Origin of the sequence: Arenibacter lacus, from assembly GCF_008711145.1 — a bacterium.
GTDB classification, from domain to species: domain Bacteria; phylum Bacteroidota; class Bacteroidia; order Flavobacteriales; family Flavobacteriaceae; genus Arenibacter; species Arenibacter amylolyticus.
In genome coordinates this window covers 51537-67764 of the sequence record NZ_VVIN01000006.1, presented here as the reverse complement: position 1 = coordinate 67764, position 16228 = coordinate 51537, and the positions used below count along the sequence as shown (strand labels likewise).

General features: G+C 40.2%; 14 protein-coding genes. 7 read left to right on the top strand and 7 right to left on the bottom strand.

The features are described 5' to 3' along the window. The first annotated feature begins 9 nt into the window (after positions 1 to 9). Positions 10 to 1302 carry a serine hydrolase domain-containing protein gene (locus F1E73_RS03915; protein ID WP_150451143.1) on the top strand — a complete coding sequence of 431 codons (1293 nt, stop codon included), beginning with the start codon at positions 10 to 12 and terminating at the stop codon, positions 1300 to 1302. 154 nt (positions 1303 to 1456) lie between these two features. Here the strand turns inward: F1E73_RS03915 and F1E73_RS03910 are convergent, their stop codons facing one another. Both F1E73_RS03910 and F1E73_RS03905 read right to left on the bottom strand, forming a co-directional pair. Further along, complete coding sequence (locus F1E73_RS03910) at positions 1457 to 2335, bottom strand: universal stress protein (protein WP_150451142.1); 879 nt, start codon at positions 2333 to 2335, stop codon at positions 1457 to 1459. Further along, positions 2336 to 3994, bottom strand: a complete 1659-nt coding sequence (locus F1E73_RS03905) for a BCCT family transporter (RefSeq protein ID WP_150451141.1) — start codon at positions 3992 to 3994, stop codon at positions 2336 to 2338. A gap of 659 nt (positions 3995 to 4653) precedes the next feature. On the opposite strand from F1E73_RS03905, the gene F1E73_RS03900 reads away from it, so the two are divergent. Both F1E73_RS03900 and rlmF read left to right on the top strand, forming a co-directional pair. Beyond that, positions 4654 to 5781, top strand: a complete 1128-nt coding sequence (locus F1E73_RS03900; RefSeq protein WP_150451140.1) for a DmpA family aminopeptidase — start codon at positions 4654 to 4656, stop codon at positions 5779 to 5781. A gap of 8 nt (positions 5782 to 5789) precedes the next feature. After that, positions 5790 to 6641, top strand: coding sequence for a 23S rRNA (adenine(1618)-N(6))-methyltransferase RlmF (gene rlmF / locus F1E73_RS03895; RefSeq protein ID WP_150451139.1), 852 nt, complete (start codon positions 5790 to 5792; stop codon positions 6639 to 6641). Positions 6642 to 6788: 147 nt separating this feature from the next. On the opposite strand, the gene F1E73_RS03890 is transcribed toward rlmF, so the two are convergent. Next, positions 6789 to 7301 carry a nucleoside deaminase gene (locus F1E73_RS03890; protein WP_150451138.1) on the bottom strand — a complete coding sequence of 171 codons (513 nt, stop codon included), beginning with the start codon at positions 7299 to 7301 and terminating at the stop codon, positions 6789 to 6791. A 526-nt stretch (positions 7302 to 7827) separates the two neighbouring features. Beyond that, positions 7828 to 8346: a DUF4494 domain-containing protein gene (locus F1E73_RS03885; protein ID WP_086476911.1), complete on the bottom strand. Its 519-nt coding sequence runs from the start codon at positions 8344 to 8346 to the stop codon at positions 7828 to 7830. Between the two features lie 444 nt (positions 8347 to 8790). Here F1E73_RS03885 and F1E73_RS03880 point away from each other — a divergent pair, with 444 nt between their 5' ends. Together F1E73_RS03880 and F1E73_RS03875 are read left to right on the top strand one after the other, a co-directional pair. Continuing rightward, on the top strand, positions 8791 to 9243 hold the full coding sequence (locus F1E73_RS03880) for a response regulator (protein WP_150451137.1): 453 nt from the start codon (positions 8791 to 8793) through the stop codon (positions 9241 to 9243). 6 nt (positions 9244 to 9249) lie between these two features. Further along, positions 9250 to 11337 (top strand): PAS domain-containing sensor histidine kinase, encoded by a 2088-nt coding sequence (locus tag F1E73_RS03875; protein ID WP_150451136.1) that lies wholly within the window; start codon positions 9250 to 9252, stop codon positions 11335 to 11337. A 203-nt stretch (positions 11338 to 11540) separates the two neighbouring features. On the opposite strand, the gene F1E73_RS03870 is transcribed toward F1E73_RS03875, so the two are convergent. Then, complete coding sequence (locus F1E73_RS03870) at positions 11541 to 12962, bottom strand: nicotinate phosphoribosyltransferase (RefSeq protein WP_086476914.1); 1422 nt, start codon at positions 12960 to 12962, stop codon at positions 11541 to 11543. A gap of 155 nt (positions 12963 to 13117) precedes the next feature. Beyond that, positions 13118 to 13582, bottom strand: a complete 465-nt coding sequence (locus tag F1E73_RS03865; protein WP_176328478.1) for a copper resistance protein NlpE — start codon at positions 13580 to 13582, stop codon at positions 13118 to 13120. Positions 13583 to 13805: 223 nt separating this feature from the next. On the opposite strand from F1E73_RS03865, the gene F1E73_RS03860 reads away from it, so the two are divergent. Together F1E73_RS03860 and F1E73_RS03855 are read left to right on the top strand one after the other, a co-directional pair. Beyond that, a complete protein-coding gene (locus tag F1E73_RS03860; protein WP_086476916.1) occupies positions 13806 to 14021 on the top strand; it encodes a hypothetical protein in 216 nt (71 codons plus the stop codon). Between the two features lie 455 nt (positions 14022 to 14476). Next, positions 14477 to 15397, top strand: coding sequence for an NAD(P)-dependent oxidoreductase (locus F1E73_RS03855; protein ID WP_086476917.1), 921 nt, complete (start codon positions 14477 to 14479; stop codon positions 15395 to 15397). Here the strand turns inward: F1E73_RS03855 and F1E73_RS03850 are convergent. Beyond that, positions 15375 to 16175 carry an aspartate dehydrogenase domain-containing protein gene (locus F1E73_RS03850; RefSeq protein WP_223883347.1) on the bottom strand — a complete coding sequence of 267 codons (801 nt, stop codon included), beginning with the start codon at positions 16173 to 16175 and terminating at the stop codon, positions 15375 to 15377. The two genes, F1E73_RS03855 and F1E73_RS03850, sit on opposite strands and share 23 nt — an antisense overlap. Positions 16176 to 16228 lie beyond the last annotated feature (53 nt).

Here is a 16228-nt window from a genome sequence, read left to right as displayed (position 1 = left end):
ATTTTTTACATGCTGCGCAGCAAAATAGTAATCCTTGGCTCTTTTTTAATACTTTCAATTTTTATCCTTGTTTCCATTGGTTTCTCCCTAAGGTCACACAAGAGCGACCAGGGCACTATTGAATCGGCCCTAGCCGAAATTAAAGAGGAAGTAGACCCCTACGAGCTAAAGATGTATAGAATGCATCAGCGCGACTTGCAGATTGCATTAAAGGCTTATTTTGAAAAGGCGATTGCAGCGGGAGATATTGTAGGCGCAGGAGTGAGTATTGTAAAAGGGGACTCCATTGTAATTTCGGATGGATTTGGTAAACGGGAATTCAACCAAAAGGATAAGGTAAACGGTGAAACTGTATTTAGACTAGGATCCCTATCCAAAGGTTTTGCTGGTGTTTTGGCCGCTAACCTAAAGAGTGAGGGCAAATTGGATTGGGAGGACAGGGTAAGTGATTTTATCCCTGCTTTCCGTTTAGGGGATAAGAACAATACCGATAGTATTACACTTGCCAATATATTGTCTCATACTTCTGGTACTCCCTATCATAGTTACACCAATCTTATTGAGGCCGGACTTCCACTAACTACCATAGCAGAACGATTTAAGGACGTGGCTCCCATTAGCAAACCTGGTAGAATGTATAGTTACCAAAATGCCATGTTTGCCTTATGTGAGGAGATGGTATTACAGGCCACTGGTCAAGAATTAGCCAGCTGTTTAACCAATAGATTTTTTAAGCCCCTGGGGATGGATAATATCTCTATGGATTACGAAACCTTAGCGCATAGGGAAAATGTGGCCAAACCACATTCTAGAACCAGAAACGGATGGAGAACGTTAAGTCTAAATAAAAATTACTACAATGCAGTTTCAGCTGGGGGAATTAATGCCAGTGCCTTGGATATGGGAAAATGGATGCGTTTTTTATTGGGACACCACCCAGAATTAATGGACTATACTGCACTTCAGGAAACTTTCACCCCTTTTGTAGAGGTTGGAGGTAGCAGAAAGTATTACCATCGTTGGCCAGGACATTTAAAATCCTATTATGGTTTTGGATGGCGGATCCACACCTTTACCGAGGAGGAAAATATGACCGAAAAAACAGTTTGGCATCACGGTGGAAGCGTTAACAATTACCGGAATGAGATTGCGGTGTATCCACAAGACGATCTTGGCATTTGCGTACTCCTGAATAGTAATTCTAAATTGGCAAGAAATGTTATTCCAGATTTATATCAGATTGTAAAAGAGGTATATAGCATTGCTCCTCCTATAATAGTTCAACAAAAAACCGAATCTTAATTTATACGAAGGGAGTATGTGGGCTTAATGCCATCCCCCCCACGAATAGAGTACGCCAATAGAAAAACATTTCGCTACTACTCTGGTAGCCAGCCATAAAAAAAAGGCTTTACCATCTTGGCAAAGCCTTTAATCACACTATTTCTTTCTAAATTTATTTAACCACCAACAAGGGCATCGTCCTATTCACCAACAATAGGTCATTGGTAATACTTCCGATAAAGAGGGAAGTAATATTATTCCCTCCCCTAGCAGTCATCAGAATAATATCGAATTCCCCTTTCTCTGCCTCTCGTTCTATGACCTTCACTACCGAGAGATCTTCCCTATCTATATGCTTAAATTCTACATCGTCCGAAAGTCGGTATTTTTTCTTGTACTGATTAAATCGGGCATGTAAATGAGAATGCGTTTTATCGTGGGCCTTTCTAGTATCAATATAGGGGAAGTAAAAAGACGGAATATTGTACACGTGAAGGGCTTGTATCTCCCCTTTATCACTATGAACCAAACTTCTTGCGGCAGAAAAGGCTTTGGCCGAATTAGAACTAAAATCAATGGGCACCAAAACCTTTTGGAATCTATGTCTAGCATCCTCTGGCACCAACAATAAATGAGTATTTAGCATACGAACCAATTTTTGTGGCAATGCCCCGGTACCTTGAAACTCGTCCTTATTCCCCAGTACCACTAGGTCTATATCGTACTCCTTGGCCATATGCCCTAAAATACTTTCCGTATAATTATCGGAAGTAATTACAACGGTATGGGCTGCGTTTCCTTTGTAATTTTCTTTTACAGAGCGCTCCAATTCGCGCTCTACGATATCTTCGACCGTGATATCGTCTTTTAGAAAATCTTCGTAAAGGTTATAAAGTTTGGACTGCTTTATATTATGGGTAAAATATAAATGGTTTACTTTCCATACGGTAGTTAAATAACTTACATACTGAAGTAGAATTGGATCCATCCGCGTTAGATCCAGTGCTACCATAATATTTAATTCGTTATCTAGATTTATATTCTTTGTCATTTACTGCTTATTATCGGTTAATGTAGGTTCATTTTTTGTATTCTGGCTCCTAGCCTCACGTTCCTTATCTACCAATTGAAGGATATTTTTTCTATAGGTTTCTCTTTCCAGTAGCTTCTGTTCCCGTTCGTTCTGTTCATAATCTTCCTTCATTCCGGAATGGAGCGAGAAGCACATCATTCCGAGTAAAATAGCAAAGGGGAGCCCAGAAATGGTGACCGCGGTCTGCAGTGCATTTAATCCACCTCCATACATTAGCACTCCGGCAATTACTCCTGTGGCAACTGCCCAAATAACTCGTTGGAATGGAGGGGTCTTAAGTTTTCCACCAGAAGTAATACTATCTACCACCAAGGCACCGGAGTCCGCAGAGGTAATAATAAAGCTACTGATTAAAACTACCCCAAGTACTTTGAGTACCATAGCTAGAGGAAATTTATCGAAAAACACATACAAGGCAGTGGATATATTGTCGTTTACCGCGGCTATCATCGCTGTATCCCCTAGAAGAATATCGCGCATAGTAATTCCTCCAAAGGCACTAAACCAAAGAAATGTAACTAGAGCGGGAAGGATTAAGACACAAAGAATAAACTCCCTAATAGTTCTTCCCCTAGAAATCCGAGCAATAAAGGTACCTACAAATGGGGACCAGGAAATCCACCATCCCCAGTACATTATCGTTCTAGTTTTTTGCCAATCGGTACCTCTTAATGCTTCCGTCCAGGTAGCCATATCTACAAAATTGGTAAGGTAGCTACCTATATTCTGAATATAGGATTTAAGAATAAAAGTTGTTGGTCCCAATAGTAGCACTATGATAAAAATTGCCGAAGCTACTCTAACATTGAGTTTACTCAGCATTTGCACTCCTTTATTAACGCCACTAAATGCAGAAAGGGTGGCCGCAAGGGTTACTGCTACAATTATAATTATCTGATAGAACAAGGAACTCGGTATCCCAAATACATGGGTTAATCCAGAGTTCATTTGCCCTACTCCAAAACCTATGGTAGTAGCCAGTCCAAACAAGGTAGTGATCACCGCCATAATATCTATGACGTCTCCCATCCACCCATAAATCCTATTCCCCAAGAGGGGATAAAAAACGGAACGCAGGGTTAGCGGCATTTTTCTATTAAAGGTGAAATATGCAAGGGAAAGTCCCACTACGGAGTATATGGCCCAACCGTGTATTCCATGATGCAAAAAAGAAAAGTTAATGGCTTCTTGCGCTATCAATGCTGGCTCTTCCCCCGCCAAACGTGGCGGATTCAAAAAATCGCGCACCGGATCGGCAATACTGAACAACACTAATCCGTTCCCTATACCCGCACTGAACAACATGGCGAACCAGGCCCAGATACTAAATTCTGGTTTGGAATTTTTACCCCCTAACCGAATTTTCCCGAATTTGCCCAAGGCCATATACAAGCCGAATATAATAAACAGGTTTGCTGTTAGGGTGTAAATCCACCCCCCGTGGGCCGACACGTAGCTTTGGGCTATTCCAAAGTAATAATCGGCTTCCTGTTGAAAGACAAGAGTAAAAATAATACTTCCTATTAACACTAATGTAGCCCCGAGGAAGACCGTTTTATTGACGACTAATCCTAAAAACTTAGAGGATTTTTCTTTTCTAGAAACTTTTATTGGCATATTTTTTTATTGAATTAATAAAATAGATTATGTCCTTTCCTTTGTTTTAAAGAAGGGTTCTGAAAAAGCGTAAGTTTAATTTTATGTCTTGTGTTGATATCGGGTTTTGGAGGGATGATAGCCCGTAACACACTGCCTATCAGCAAAAAGTTTAGAAAAGAATTGATTGAATAGATAAATTGCTTCAGATCGACTGAAGAAAATAGATTGCATAAAATTATATTTTCAAGATTGGTAAATTTTGGCATCGGGAAGTATACTAAATTAAGCTATATTTTCCAACTATGTTTTGGGGTTAGTTAACTACTTGCTTAGGTTATTAAAAATTTACCCTCCCGTTAATAGTAGGGGTATGAACCCCGTAAGAAGCCAGAACTTTCTTTGGGGTAAGAAGGTTGTCTAAAGCTTCTTTTAGGCGCTCGCTCTATAATGCTATCAACACGCTTCTACGGGTTGGCACCCCATATCCTATTAAGTGGCGCCCATTTCTAGTGATTACATAATTGGTACCACATCAGTTTTCTACTATTTTCACTCTAAAAACGCCCTGCACCTTACATAAGAATCATATTTATCGTATAATTGAGGTTATCTACCACCGACGGCTTTTATTGTAGCCTGTCACTTGGAAGCTAAAACCCATACTAAATCTATTGCTTATGAAACCTGTTGGAATTGTTGCTTTGGTCTTATTACTAACTTCCATTCATACTTACTCCCAACAAAAAAGGACAAGGGATTACGGTATAGAGATTGGCGTTTTAAAAACGGGGAAATACAATGCTATTACCGATGTTGAGGGCGTTAGTGTTGGTCATACCACCCTTATTGTAGGCGATAGCGTTAGAACTGGGGTAACTGCCCTACTCCCCCATTCCGGTAACATTTTTCAATCTAAGGTGCCGGCCGCCATCTATATAGGAAACGGCTTTGGTAAATTGGCTGGCTATAGTCAGGTTAAGGAACTAGGAAATATAGAAACCCCTATAATTTTAACCAACACCCTAAGTGTTCCTGTTGCCTCTGATGCGCTTATATCCTACACCTTGGACCGCAATAAAGAGGTGCATTCTGTAAACTCCATTGTTGGGGAAACTAATGATGGTTGGTTAAATGATATTCGAGGAAGGCATATTAAACAGCATCATGTTTTAAGCGCCATAGAAAATGCAAAATCTGGCCCCGTGGTGGAGGGAAATGTAGGTGCAGGAACCGGGACTATCTGCTTTGGATTTAAGGGAGGTATTGGAACTTCCTCCAGGGTGATACCTAGCTCCCTTGGAGGTTACACCGTTGGAGTTTTGGTACAGTCCAATTTTGGTGGTGTGCTAGAAGTTAATGGTGTCCCCATTGCCAAGGAACTGAATACCGTACCAAAACACTATAATTACGATACTGATGGCTCCTGCATGATTGTTATATTTACCGATGCTCCCTTAGATTCCAGGAATTTGGAGCGACTGGCGAAAAGGGCCATGTTAGGATTAGCAAAAACCGGAGGAATTGCCTCCAATGGGAGTGGCGATTACATAATAGCAGTATCCACAGCCAAAGAAAATCTAATCCCTTATACCAGTGATACCCCTTTTAACCAGCCTAAGGTCCTTAGGAATGATGCCATTACTCCACTGTTTATGGCCACCATAGAAGCAACAGAGGAGGCTATCATCAACTCCTTATTTGCAGCAGAGGGTATACGCGGGATAAAGGGGAGACAAATAGAATCTCTTCCAATAGGTAAGGTTTTGGAGATTATGGATTCCTATAACAGAGTTAATAAGAAGTAATTTTATCTATGCATCTAAAAAATCCGTTCATATCAGATTACGATTTTGATCGATTGGTGGACAAACATCCCCCTTTAAAACAATTTGTTTTTATAAACGACTATGGAAACAAGACCATAAAATTTGGTGATAAAGAAGCGGTGAAGGCATTAAACACGGGCCTATTAAAAACCTATTATGGCCTTTCCTATTGGGATATTCCCCAAAACAACCTATGCCCCCCTATCCCAGGGCGCTTGGATTACCTACTGTATATTTCCGACCTAATTCCCAAAAAGCAACTCCGTTTGTTGGATATAGGTACCGGTGCCAATCTTATTTATCCAATTTTAGGCTGTCGCCATTTTAACTGGGAATGTACCGGAAGCGAGGTAAACCTAGACTCCCTAAAAAACGCCCAAGCCATTATTGCGAAAAACACAGTATTAGAAAATATAGAACTACGCCACCAACCCTTTAAAAATAAGATATTGGAGAATCTGGTACTTCCCGAAGATTATTTTGATGTGGTGGTCTGCAATCCCCCATTTTTTAAGAACAAGACAGAAGCTATACGGCGTAACCAACGAAAAGTCAATAATCTTGGTCTAAGGGAAGCGGATTCTCAAAACTTTGGAGGCCTCTCCAATGAATTGTGGTACAAGGGTGGGGAAACCGCATTTATCAAGAAAATGGCCGCCGAAAGTATCCTTTACAAGGACCAGATACAATGGTTTACCTCCTTGGTCTCCCAAAAAGAAAACTTAAAAGACATAAAAAGAGCTGTCAATAAAACCGCCCCTATCACTGTTAGGGTTATTAATATGGATCAAGGCAATAAAAAAAGTAGGTTTATAGCGTGGAGCTTCCAAGACCAATAATCCTTGGTTACAAAAAAAATAGAACGGAATAAGCCAGCTTATTACTAACCCCCTACCCTATGGTAACAAAAAGGGGAAATTACCCCATATTCCTGGACGGTGGTTTTAAGGAAGCTCCTTTCAATACCATTTAATATTTATTGCCAATTATTTTTTCGCGCTTGCTGCTTCATAATACTCCCTATGTAATGCCTTAATTCTTTCTAACAACTTACCACTTGCCGGGCCTTTCACCTGAATATTGGGTACAATATCTTGAATGGGGTGAAAATGAATGGGAGCGGCAGGTGCATCTATTTCCGAAAGCCATTCTTTAAGTTGTTTTGCGGAGCTTAAGTAAACAACACCGCCCAGACCAACCCAACCGTGTGCTGCAGCACACATGGGGCAATGCTCCCCACTGGTATACATCCAAGTCTGTTTGCGATCTTCGGGAGATAAATTATCTGCCGCCCAGTGGGCCAGTTCAATCTCGGGATGCGCCAAATTGTTTAATTCGTTCACCCTATTACGGGCTGAGGCAATTACCTCGTTATTTTTATTTACTAAGAGCGACCCAAAGGGTTTATCGCCCGCTTTTACTGCTTCTTCGGCCAGGGCCAAGCACTGAGCCAGATGTTTTAAATCGATTTCCGATAGGGTTGTATCTGTGTTATTCATTTATAATCGTTTCTAATTATTACTTCTGTTATCCTAATGACCTTGAAATGGTCCCAGAGGAAGCTACATAATTTCTTGCGAATCTGCCAATCTTTTGGTTTTCCATGAAACCTTCTAAATAGTCACCATAGGTTAGACTCCTATTTGGTATAGGTTCTTATTACTGGAGGACAGGAATGCTTTGGTATTGAACCCAGTATAATAAGAAAATCCTGAGGAAGGTTGTCTCCGGAAAGCAAACGATAAATTTCCCGAATAAGTTAAGGGCGTTTGTAATGAGTAGAAGAGGCTCAACAAGGATTCTTTTAGCAGTACCGGCAATTGACTAAGAGGCAGTAACAGGGAAACAACTTAGCGATACGCCATTGTTTTGGTAATCCTGACTAGGTGAGCATTCTGTTCCATTACACTTAGTACTAATTTTAAAGCCTAGAAACGGCTTTTACTTACTGCTTTTTAAGGTAGAAAATCCTATTGCCCCGATGTGTAGGTCTGGGCAATAGGAAGTATATTTTTATTGGTATTCCTAAACAGTTTCTTCTTCTATCTGTGCTTCTTCCTCTTCTTGTTCGGACTTTTCTATAACCTTAAATTTTTCTAGCTGCTCTTCTTCGCCTGTAAAATAGGGAAACACATCTAAAATTGGAGACTCTGTAATCGCAGGAATGGAATAGTCGCCCGTAGTTCCTCTCATTGCGGTAATGGTATTATCGTAGGCTTCTTTTACGTCATTAGCCTGTACCAGCATGTATAAATTGGTCTTTCGTTCCTTGCCACTTTCTTCATCAAAAGCAATTAGGGAAACCTTGGATTTAAACCAACGATCCGAATTTTCATAGGGATGGACTTCCGAGAAATTAGCGACCTTAATATTGGTAATTAGAAACTCCTCACTAGTTAAAGTGGCCATTTCCTCATTTATTCTTGTTTCTGCTTCTGTATAGGAGATAGCATCCAGGAGGTAGGTCTCTGTGGTTACCTTTTGTTCTCCAGTTTCGTGTGTTTTTCTGTATTTAACTTTGCATTCGTACCAAGTTACACTCATAATATTATTTTTAGGTTGCCAAATATATATGTTATAAAAGTGATATAAGGAAAAAGCCAGAATAGATATTCACAATATGGTAAGCGTATGCAACCATACCCTATACCCCCCCCCTTTTTCCGTTAGAATTCTACGAGTGCTATTCCTTCAATTCCCCTTAAAGTGTTTTTCAGGTAGACCTTACCGGAACCTATCCTTATTATATGTTCTATCCTGGGTAACCCCTAAATTGGGGGAACAACAATCACATTTACTGGGCTACCTTCATAAGTATTAATTGCTTAAGTTCCCATCAACAGAAGTCCAAATTAGTAGCTCTCGGAAATGATTAAGATAAACTGAAGTCCTCCCAACGCCGAATACTTTTATCACCGACCCATAAAAAAATAAGGAAAACGTTCATTATTTACTTACCTTTAAAACTCTAAAAAACCATAGTTCAGAATGACAACTAGCCACCCACTAATAGTACTAGCCGATGATGATGAGGACGACTGCATGTTTTTTAAAGACGCCTTGGAGGAACTCCGCCTCCCGGTCTTTCTTAAAACCTTGAACAATGGGGTGGAATTGATGAATTACCTTAAGGAATTGGAAACCGACTTTCCCAAGGTGCTTTTTCTGGACTTAAACATGCCTTTAAAAACAGGCTTTGAATGCCTTTCCGAAATAAAGCACTGCGACAAATTAAGACATTTACCAGTGGTAATTTTCACTACCTCCAACAATCCTACGGTTATTAATAAATTGTTTGCGGAAGGCGCAGATTTCTTTATTCGAAAACCTGCCAGCTTCACCAACCTCAAAACTGTGATTAATAAGGTGGTAACATTACTTGACTCAAACAATGGGTTGCCACCAAAAAAAGACACTTTTCTTATTAAACCAGAAAATTAAAACGCTATGAATAAACCCCATAAAGCAAACGGAATCCCCTTCCTCAGTGCTGGAGGCGATATGGGAGCACATATAAGCGCAATGGCATGGGAGGAAACTTCCTTGGGACCTATCACTGAGTGGCCCACAAGCTTACGCACAACACTTAGTTTAATTTTACACGCTTCCTTACCCATGTGTTGTTTTTGGGGAGGAGAACAAATTTGCTTTTATAACGATGCGTTTCGGCTTCACTTGGAAGGAAATGAAAAACAGCCCGTTATCGGAAAAAAGGGAAGTGAGGCTTGGCCAGAAATTTGGGACTTTTTAGAATTAAAGATAAATAGGGTATTAGACACTGCTAAACCTGTCACTGCTTACAATGAAAAATTATCTTTTAATAGGAAGTCAGGCAAAAAAGGTAATTACAAAACCATCTGTTTTAGTGCAGCATTCAATGATGAGGGCCAGGTTGCTGGTGTCCTGCTTACCTTTACTGAAACCACCAAGCACGATAAGGCCCAACAACGTCTAGAGGAAAGCGAACGCAAATTTAAAATACTCACAGATGCTATGCCAGAGTTTATATGGCTTACAGACTCTGAAGGGAATATAAACTACTTTAACCGGTCTGTTTACAACTATTCTGGACTAGGTCCGGAGCAACTAGAGAACAGAGGCTGGTTGCAAGTGGTACATCCAGATGACCGGGAAGAGAATATAAGACTCTGGGAAAAGGCTATTGAAACGGGGCAAGATTTTTTGTTTGAGCATCGTTTTAAACGGCATGACGGTGTATACCGCTGGCAACTAACTAGGGCAAAACCTCAAAGAAACCAAAGCGGGGAAATACTAATGTGGGTGGGCATTAGCACGGATATTCAAGACCAAAAAATGTTTACTTATGAACTGGAGAAACAGGTAAGGGAACGAACTTCGGAGCTACTCCAATTAAACGAGTCCCTAAAAAAAGGCGAACAACGCTATCATTTAATGGTAGAGGAAGTACAGGACTATGCCATCCTATATCTCAATAGACATGGGATTGTAGAGAATTGGAACACAGGAGCAGAAAAAATTAAAGGGTATAAGGCTGATGAGATTATTGGTAAAAGCTTTTCAAATTTTTATACCGAAGAGGACCGGAAAAACGGCCTTCCACAAAAACTATTGAAAAGAGCCATTAAAAATGATCGGGCGGTACAGGAAGGGTGGCGCGTAAGGAAGGATAAGACCTTGTTTTGGGCAAGTGTGGTGATCACCGCAGTGCATGGACAAAACAATGAGGTAATAGGGTTTTCTAAGGTTACGCGCGACTTAACCGCAAAGAAGGAGGCCGATGATGCCTTAAAAGAAAAAAAGATTGAGCTAGAACAAAAAAACAATGAACTTCAGGAGCTGAATAAAGAGCTTCAATCCTTTGCATATATCGCTAGCCATGATCTTCAGGAACCACTAAGAAAAATTCAGACCTTTACATCGCGAATTGCTGAAAAGGAAGGACATGTACTTTCTAATTATGGTAAAGATCTTTTTGCCCGTATGCGACTTTCAGCAGAACGCATGCAAACACTTATTGAAGATTTGCTTGCCTACTCTAGAACGCATAATCAGGAAGGGGAGTTGAAAAAAACATCCCTCAGAAATATTGTTGCACAAGTAGAGGAAGATCTCGCCGAAGAGTTGTTAAAAAAGGAGGCAGTAATAGACTTCCAATCAAATTACGAGCTGCTTATTATTCCCTTTCAAATAAAACAACTCTTCCACAATTTGATTACCAATTCCTTAAAATTCTCCAAGCCTAGTGTCCCCTTACGAATAACCATAGATACTGAAGTGGTTGCAGGAAGTGCTATTGAAAATAAATCCCTGTTAAACCACAAAAACTACTGTCGTATATCTGTTTCCGATAACGGAATAGGATTTGACCAACAATACAGCAAAAAGATTTTTGAGCTTTTCCAACGACTCCATGGGAAGTCAGAGTATCCGGGTACTGGAATTGGACTTGCCATTATTAAGAGAATAGTGGAAAATCACCACGGCGTAATAACAGCTACCGGAGAATTGGGTGTAGGGGCAACTTTTTATATTTATCTACCAGTGGAATCTTAAACACCTAACATCCTAAATCCAAACTATTTAATTTTACAAATAGGAAGCCATTTTAAAAAGTACGCTTCCTATTTGCTAAATCGTTACAACCTGCTATATAGGTAGTGGTTAGCTTCTCATCTTTGCCATTTAGGGGTAAGGAAGATACCAAAAATCTATGGTATGCATGGATACGAACTTCTTTTCCATGTATTTCACGGTCACTATTTATTGCTTTTGATATTTAGCAATAAGGAATCTCTCAATTCAATTAAGGAATTACTCAAACCTACCTTGTAAACATGGGGAAACTCAAATCTTTTATGTTCGTCCGATAACTGGGAAACCCTATGCTTTCTATACTCGGAGATTTCACTCACCTGTAGTTCTGGAATCAATACATTTCCATTTTCAACTACTTTTGAAGTCAAAACCTCACTCTTTAATCCGGCAATTACAGATTGCTTATCAGGATATTGGGGGTGATAAATAGTGTGTATATCCGATACCTTTTCTTCTGCCAATACAATAGCATCTGCATACAATTTATCTTCATCGGTGTAATACCTCGCAATCTTTTTCTTTCCTGGAAGTGTCAACTTATATACATCTTCAGACAGTTTTATAGTGGGTCTCTTGTTTACCTGACTAAGCTTATAGACTCCGTCTAAAGCTCCATCTTTTTGACCGGTAATAAGACTGGTACCCACCCCAAAACCGTCCAATTTAGCTCCCTGATCTATGAGGCTTTTAATGATATATTCGTCCAACTGGTTAGACGCAATAATTTTCACCTCTTTCAATCCGGCATCATCCAATAGCTGCCTAGCTTTTTTGGATAAGTAGGCCAAGTCTCCGCTATCTAATCTAATGGCTGCTAGTTGCTCTCCTTTTTCAGCCATTTCTTTGGCAACAATAATAGCATTGGGAACGCCACTTTTTAGCGTGTGATACGTATCAACCAACAATACACAGTTTTTGGGTCTGGTCTCTGCATATACCCTAAAGGCCGTTAGCTCATCTTCAAAACTTTGCACCCAGGAATGTGCTTGTGTCCCGGAAGCCTCCAGTCCGTATAAATGAGCACTAAGTACGTTAGAGGTAGCATCTACGCCACCTACTACCGCTGCTCTACTACCGTGAATTGCGGCCCACCCCTGGGCACGGCGCATTCCAAATTCCATTAATGCCTTATCCCCAGCTGAAAGGCGAAGCCGGTTGGCCTTTGTTGCGATCAGTGACTGATAATTAATGGTGTTCAGCAACAGTGTTTCTAACAATTGGGCCTCTATGATTGTGCCTTCCACAGTGATTACCGGCTCATTGGGAAAAATAACTTCCCCTTCCTTAGGAGCATATAGGGTTCCTTTGAACTGAAAGTCTTTTAAATACTCCAAAAAGCTACTTTGGAAGCCTCTTTGGTGTAGAAAATCAATAGCCTCTGAACTGAACTTAAAATCTTGTATTAGCTCTAATAGATCTTGTAGTCCCGAAAAGATGGTATATCCCCCTCCAAAGGGATTTTTCCTAAAGAAATAATCGAAATTAACCGTATCTCCCGCCCTTCCCGACAAAAAGTAGCCTTCGGCCATGGAGAGTTGATAGAGATCGGTGTAGAGGCCAGAAAATTTATTGGTTAAATTCATTATATCCAATTTTAAATTGGTTGCTCAGCTATTTAAGTTTATGGTAGTGAAATACCCACTAGAAAAGGTATACGCTCAAAATTAACGGTTATTCTACCTTCCTCCAAGCGGGTTCACTAGTACCGCAATACAACTACTTGCTATGCCCAAGCAGCCTATTGTTTGGATAGTACATAATGGGATGCCAGATCCCCGGTATTGACCTTCCCATCCTTATCTAACATAATGATGGCATTCTCTACTACTTTGTAATGTTTTGTTTCTCCGTTGACTTCTAGAAGTGTTATGGTATTCCCGTCCTCATTCCAGGTGAATTTTCCATTATCGGTAAACTTCCCATCTTCTTTCCCTAGGTACTCTAGCTCGGACTTATAGCTACCATCGGCAGTAAGGGTAATCTTGGTATGTATACCCTCACAACTGGCACAAGGTAGGGTCCCCTCATAGGTTCCTTCCCAATCCAAGGATATTTGCGAAGTGTGCATATCTGGAACTTCATTTTTATCTGCCGGAATTTCGGAAGTAGTTTCACTCTTTATGGAAGCGTATTTATCAGCGCTATTTTTACAGGAAACGGTTATAAGGCCCATGAGTCCTAATGCTAAAATTGTTTTTTTCATTTCTATATTATATTTCAGTTGCTTTAAAAATATCAAACTGCTTGCCAAAACAGGGTTATAAAAAACATAAAGTTTAATAAAATAGTTGTCATCCCCCATTATTTTTATTTATCCCTCTATTAACTAAGGGCACAATCTCTCATATCCCCGTAGGTGTCTATTCTACAAGTGATTATGACAACTTATAATATTATAACTTGAGTATAGGAGTAGGTTCTATGTTATGATCTCCACCATTGTAAAGGAATTAATACAATCTAAAACAACCTCTTTTCGGTATTTTCTTATATTTCCGGCCATTGTATTTATACTTCTTATAGCTAGAATTGGCTCTTACGATTTAGAAGAAACCAGTGAGACCAGATATGCGGAAATCAGTAGGGAGATGTTGGTATCTAGTGACTACTTACCTTCCCAATTATTAGGGATATACCATTAGCATTAACCGCCACTCACCTATTATTTCACCACCCTCGGTTACCACATCATTGGGTTAAACCAGTTTGGGGCCAGGTTCTTTCTTCAGCTGGCCTTTATATTACCATAACTCCTTTTGTACAGGATAGCCAAGTTTTTGTTTCAGGATTAGGAGATAGCTTTTTTTAGCTGGACTCATTTATTATTCTATTCCGATATTATTACTACCAAATCAATTTAAACATGGAAAAGAGTTTAAAAAGTGATGGGTGTATTACAATAATTAGGAACTATTTATGTTGCAATATTTTTTCCTATAGCTAATGCATGGGACTACAAAGACACCCTATGTAGCCTGATGAAATTTTGATTCATTAACCTTTTTCACCTCAATATCTTCCATACTTTTCCTACCCTTTCGTTTGTTTTTCCATAAAAGATGCGTTATCATACGCTAATAAAGAAATACGCTGTAGCATGTTCAATAAACTTGTGGCCATAGAGCCGTTAAATTTAATCCCATCAGCAGAAAAGGACCTTCATAATTACGCAAAAGAAGTAGTACTCTATAGGGACATCCCTAAAGACGATATGGAAATGGCAATGCGAATTGGCGATGCGGATGCAGTTTTATTAAGTTACACCTCCCATCTTGGGAAAGCCACATTAATGAAGTGTTTAAATGTAAGATATATTGGGATGTGTTGTTCCTTGTACTCCCCTGAAAGTGCCAACGTAGATATCGCCTATGCTACTGAACGCGGAATTACGGTGACGGGAATTCGCGATTATGGGGATGAAGGAGTTGTGGAATACGTAATTAGTGAGCTTGTCCGTTGCCTTCACGGTTTTGGCACAAAACCCAACGGAGAGCCCGAAAAACCTTGGGATGGAGTACCAAGGGAGATAACCGGAATAAAAGCAGGAATCGTAGGTTTGGGAGCCTCTGGAGGAATGGTGGCAGATGCCCTTCATTTTTTTGGAGCCGAGATAGCCTATTTTTCACGAGGTGAAAAACCGGAGGCCAAGGCAAAGGGGTATCGTTATTTGCCTTTAAAAACCCTGCTTGCAGAGTGTGAGGTAGTCATCACCTGTCTTAATAAAAACACCGTGCTATTACACGAAGAAGAATTTACACAGTTAGGAAACCGTAAAATTCTTTTTAATACTGGTCTTTCTCCAGCTTGGGATGAAACTCCCTTTCAGCAGTGGCTAGAGGGTGATAATCGTCTCTATGCAGATACCCTTGGCGCATTGGGAAACAAGAAGTTCTTAAGTCACCCTAATGTATATTGTATGCAGGTTTCCGTAGGGAGAACAAGACAGGCGTTTGACCGACTTAGCAAAAAGGTTTTAGCGAATATTGATGACTATTTTAAAAAACAATTGGCGAAGTAATGTTGCGTAGGGTGTTCACCACGCTCCACCCAGCAATCTGCGACGTTTTGCTATAGACATCCACTACTGCATCTATTTGCTCACTTTTAACCTCTATCCGATGCCTGTCACCAATGTAACCTGGTGTAGAAGTAACCGATACTTTCATATTTTCAGGACCAACAGTGGCAAGGGAGGCTGCAACCGACACATTCACTTTGGATGGGAAAAGAGCAATGGCCTCCTGAGCGTTCCCTTTCATAACCGTTTTCTTTTCGGTTTGTAGGGACTCTTCGTATACGGGGGTGTTTTTTAAGGAATCAGGACTTTTTTCAGTAGCAAAAGATGCCGTACATTTCTCCATGAGAGAAATGGTTCTCATTACATCAAAACCTCCAATAGCACCAGAAACCAAATGTACGCGAGTATTATTCTCACTGGCAGCCTTTTTTACCGCTTCATAGTAATCCGTATCGGCTAGGGCACCAATGGAAAGTGTTACAATGGAAGAACCTTTGGTTAATGCAGGTATGGCGAACTCTCGAAAGGCATCAGGAGATGCTGCCTCCACAATATAGTCTGGTTTAAGGGCAAGTAATTCATCCATCGTGTTACAGGCTGTACAGGTGTTTTTGGACTGTGAACTGGAAATCATATCCACAATTCGTTCGGCTTTTTCAAATGTTCGGGAATAGCATCCTATAAGCTTGTACTGGGGCAATAGTCCAGAATTCATTGCTTCTACAACAATGTGGGCAAGTTTCCCACAACCAACGATAGCTAGTGTATTTATTTTCATGCCGACCAATATAGCAAGTTCTTATCCATAAACCAAAATGGACTATTCTCCTT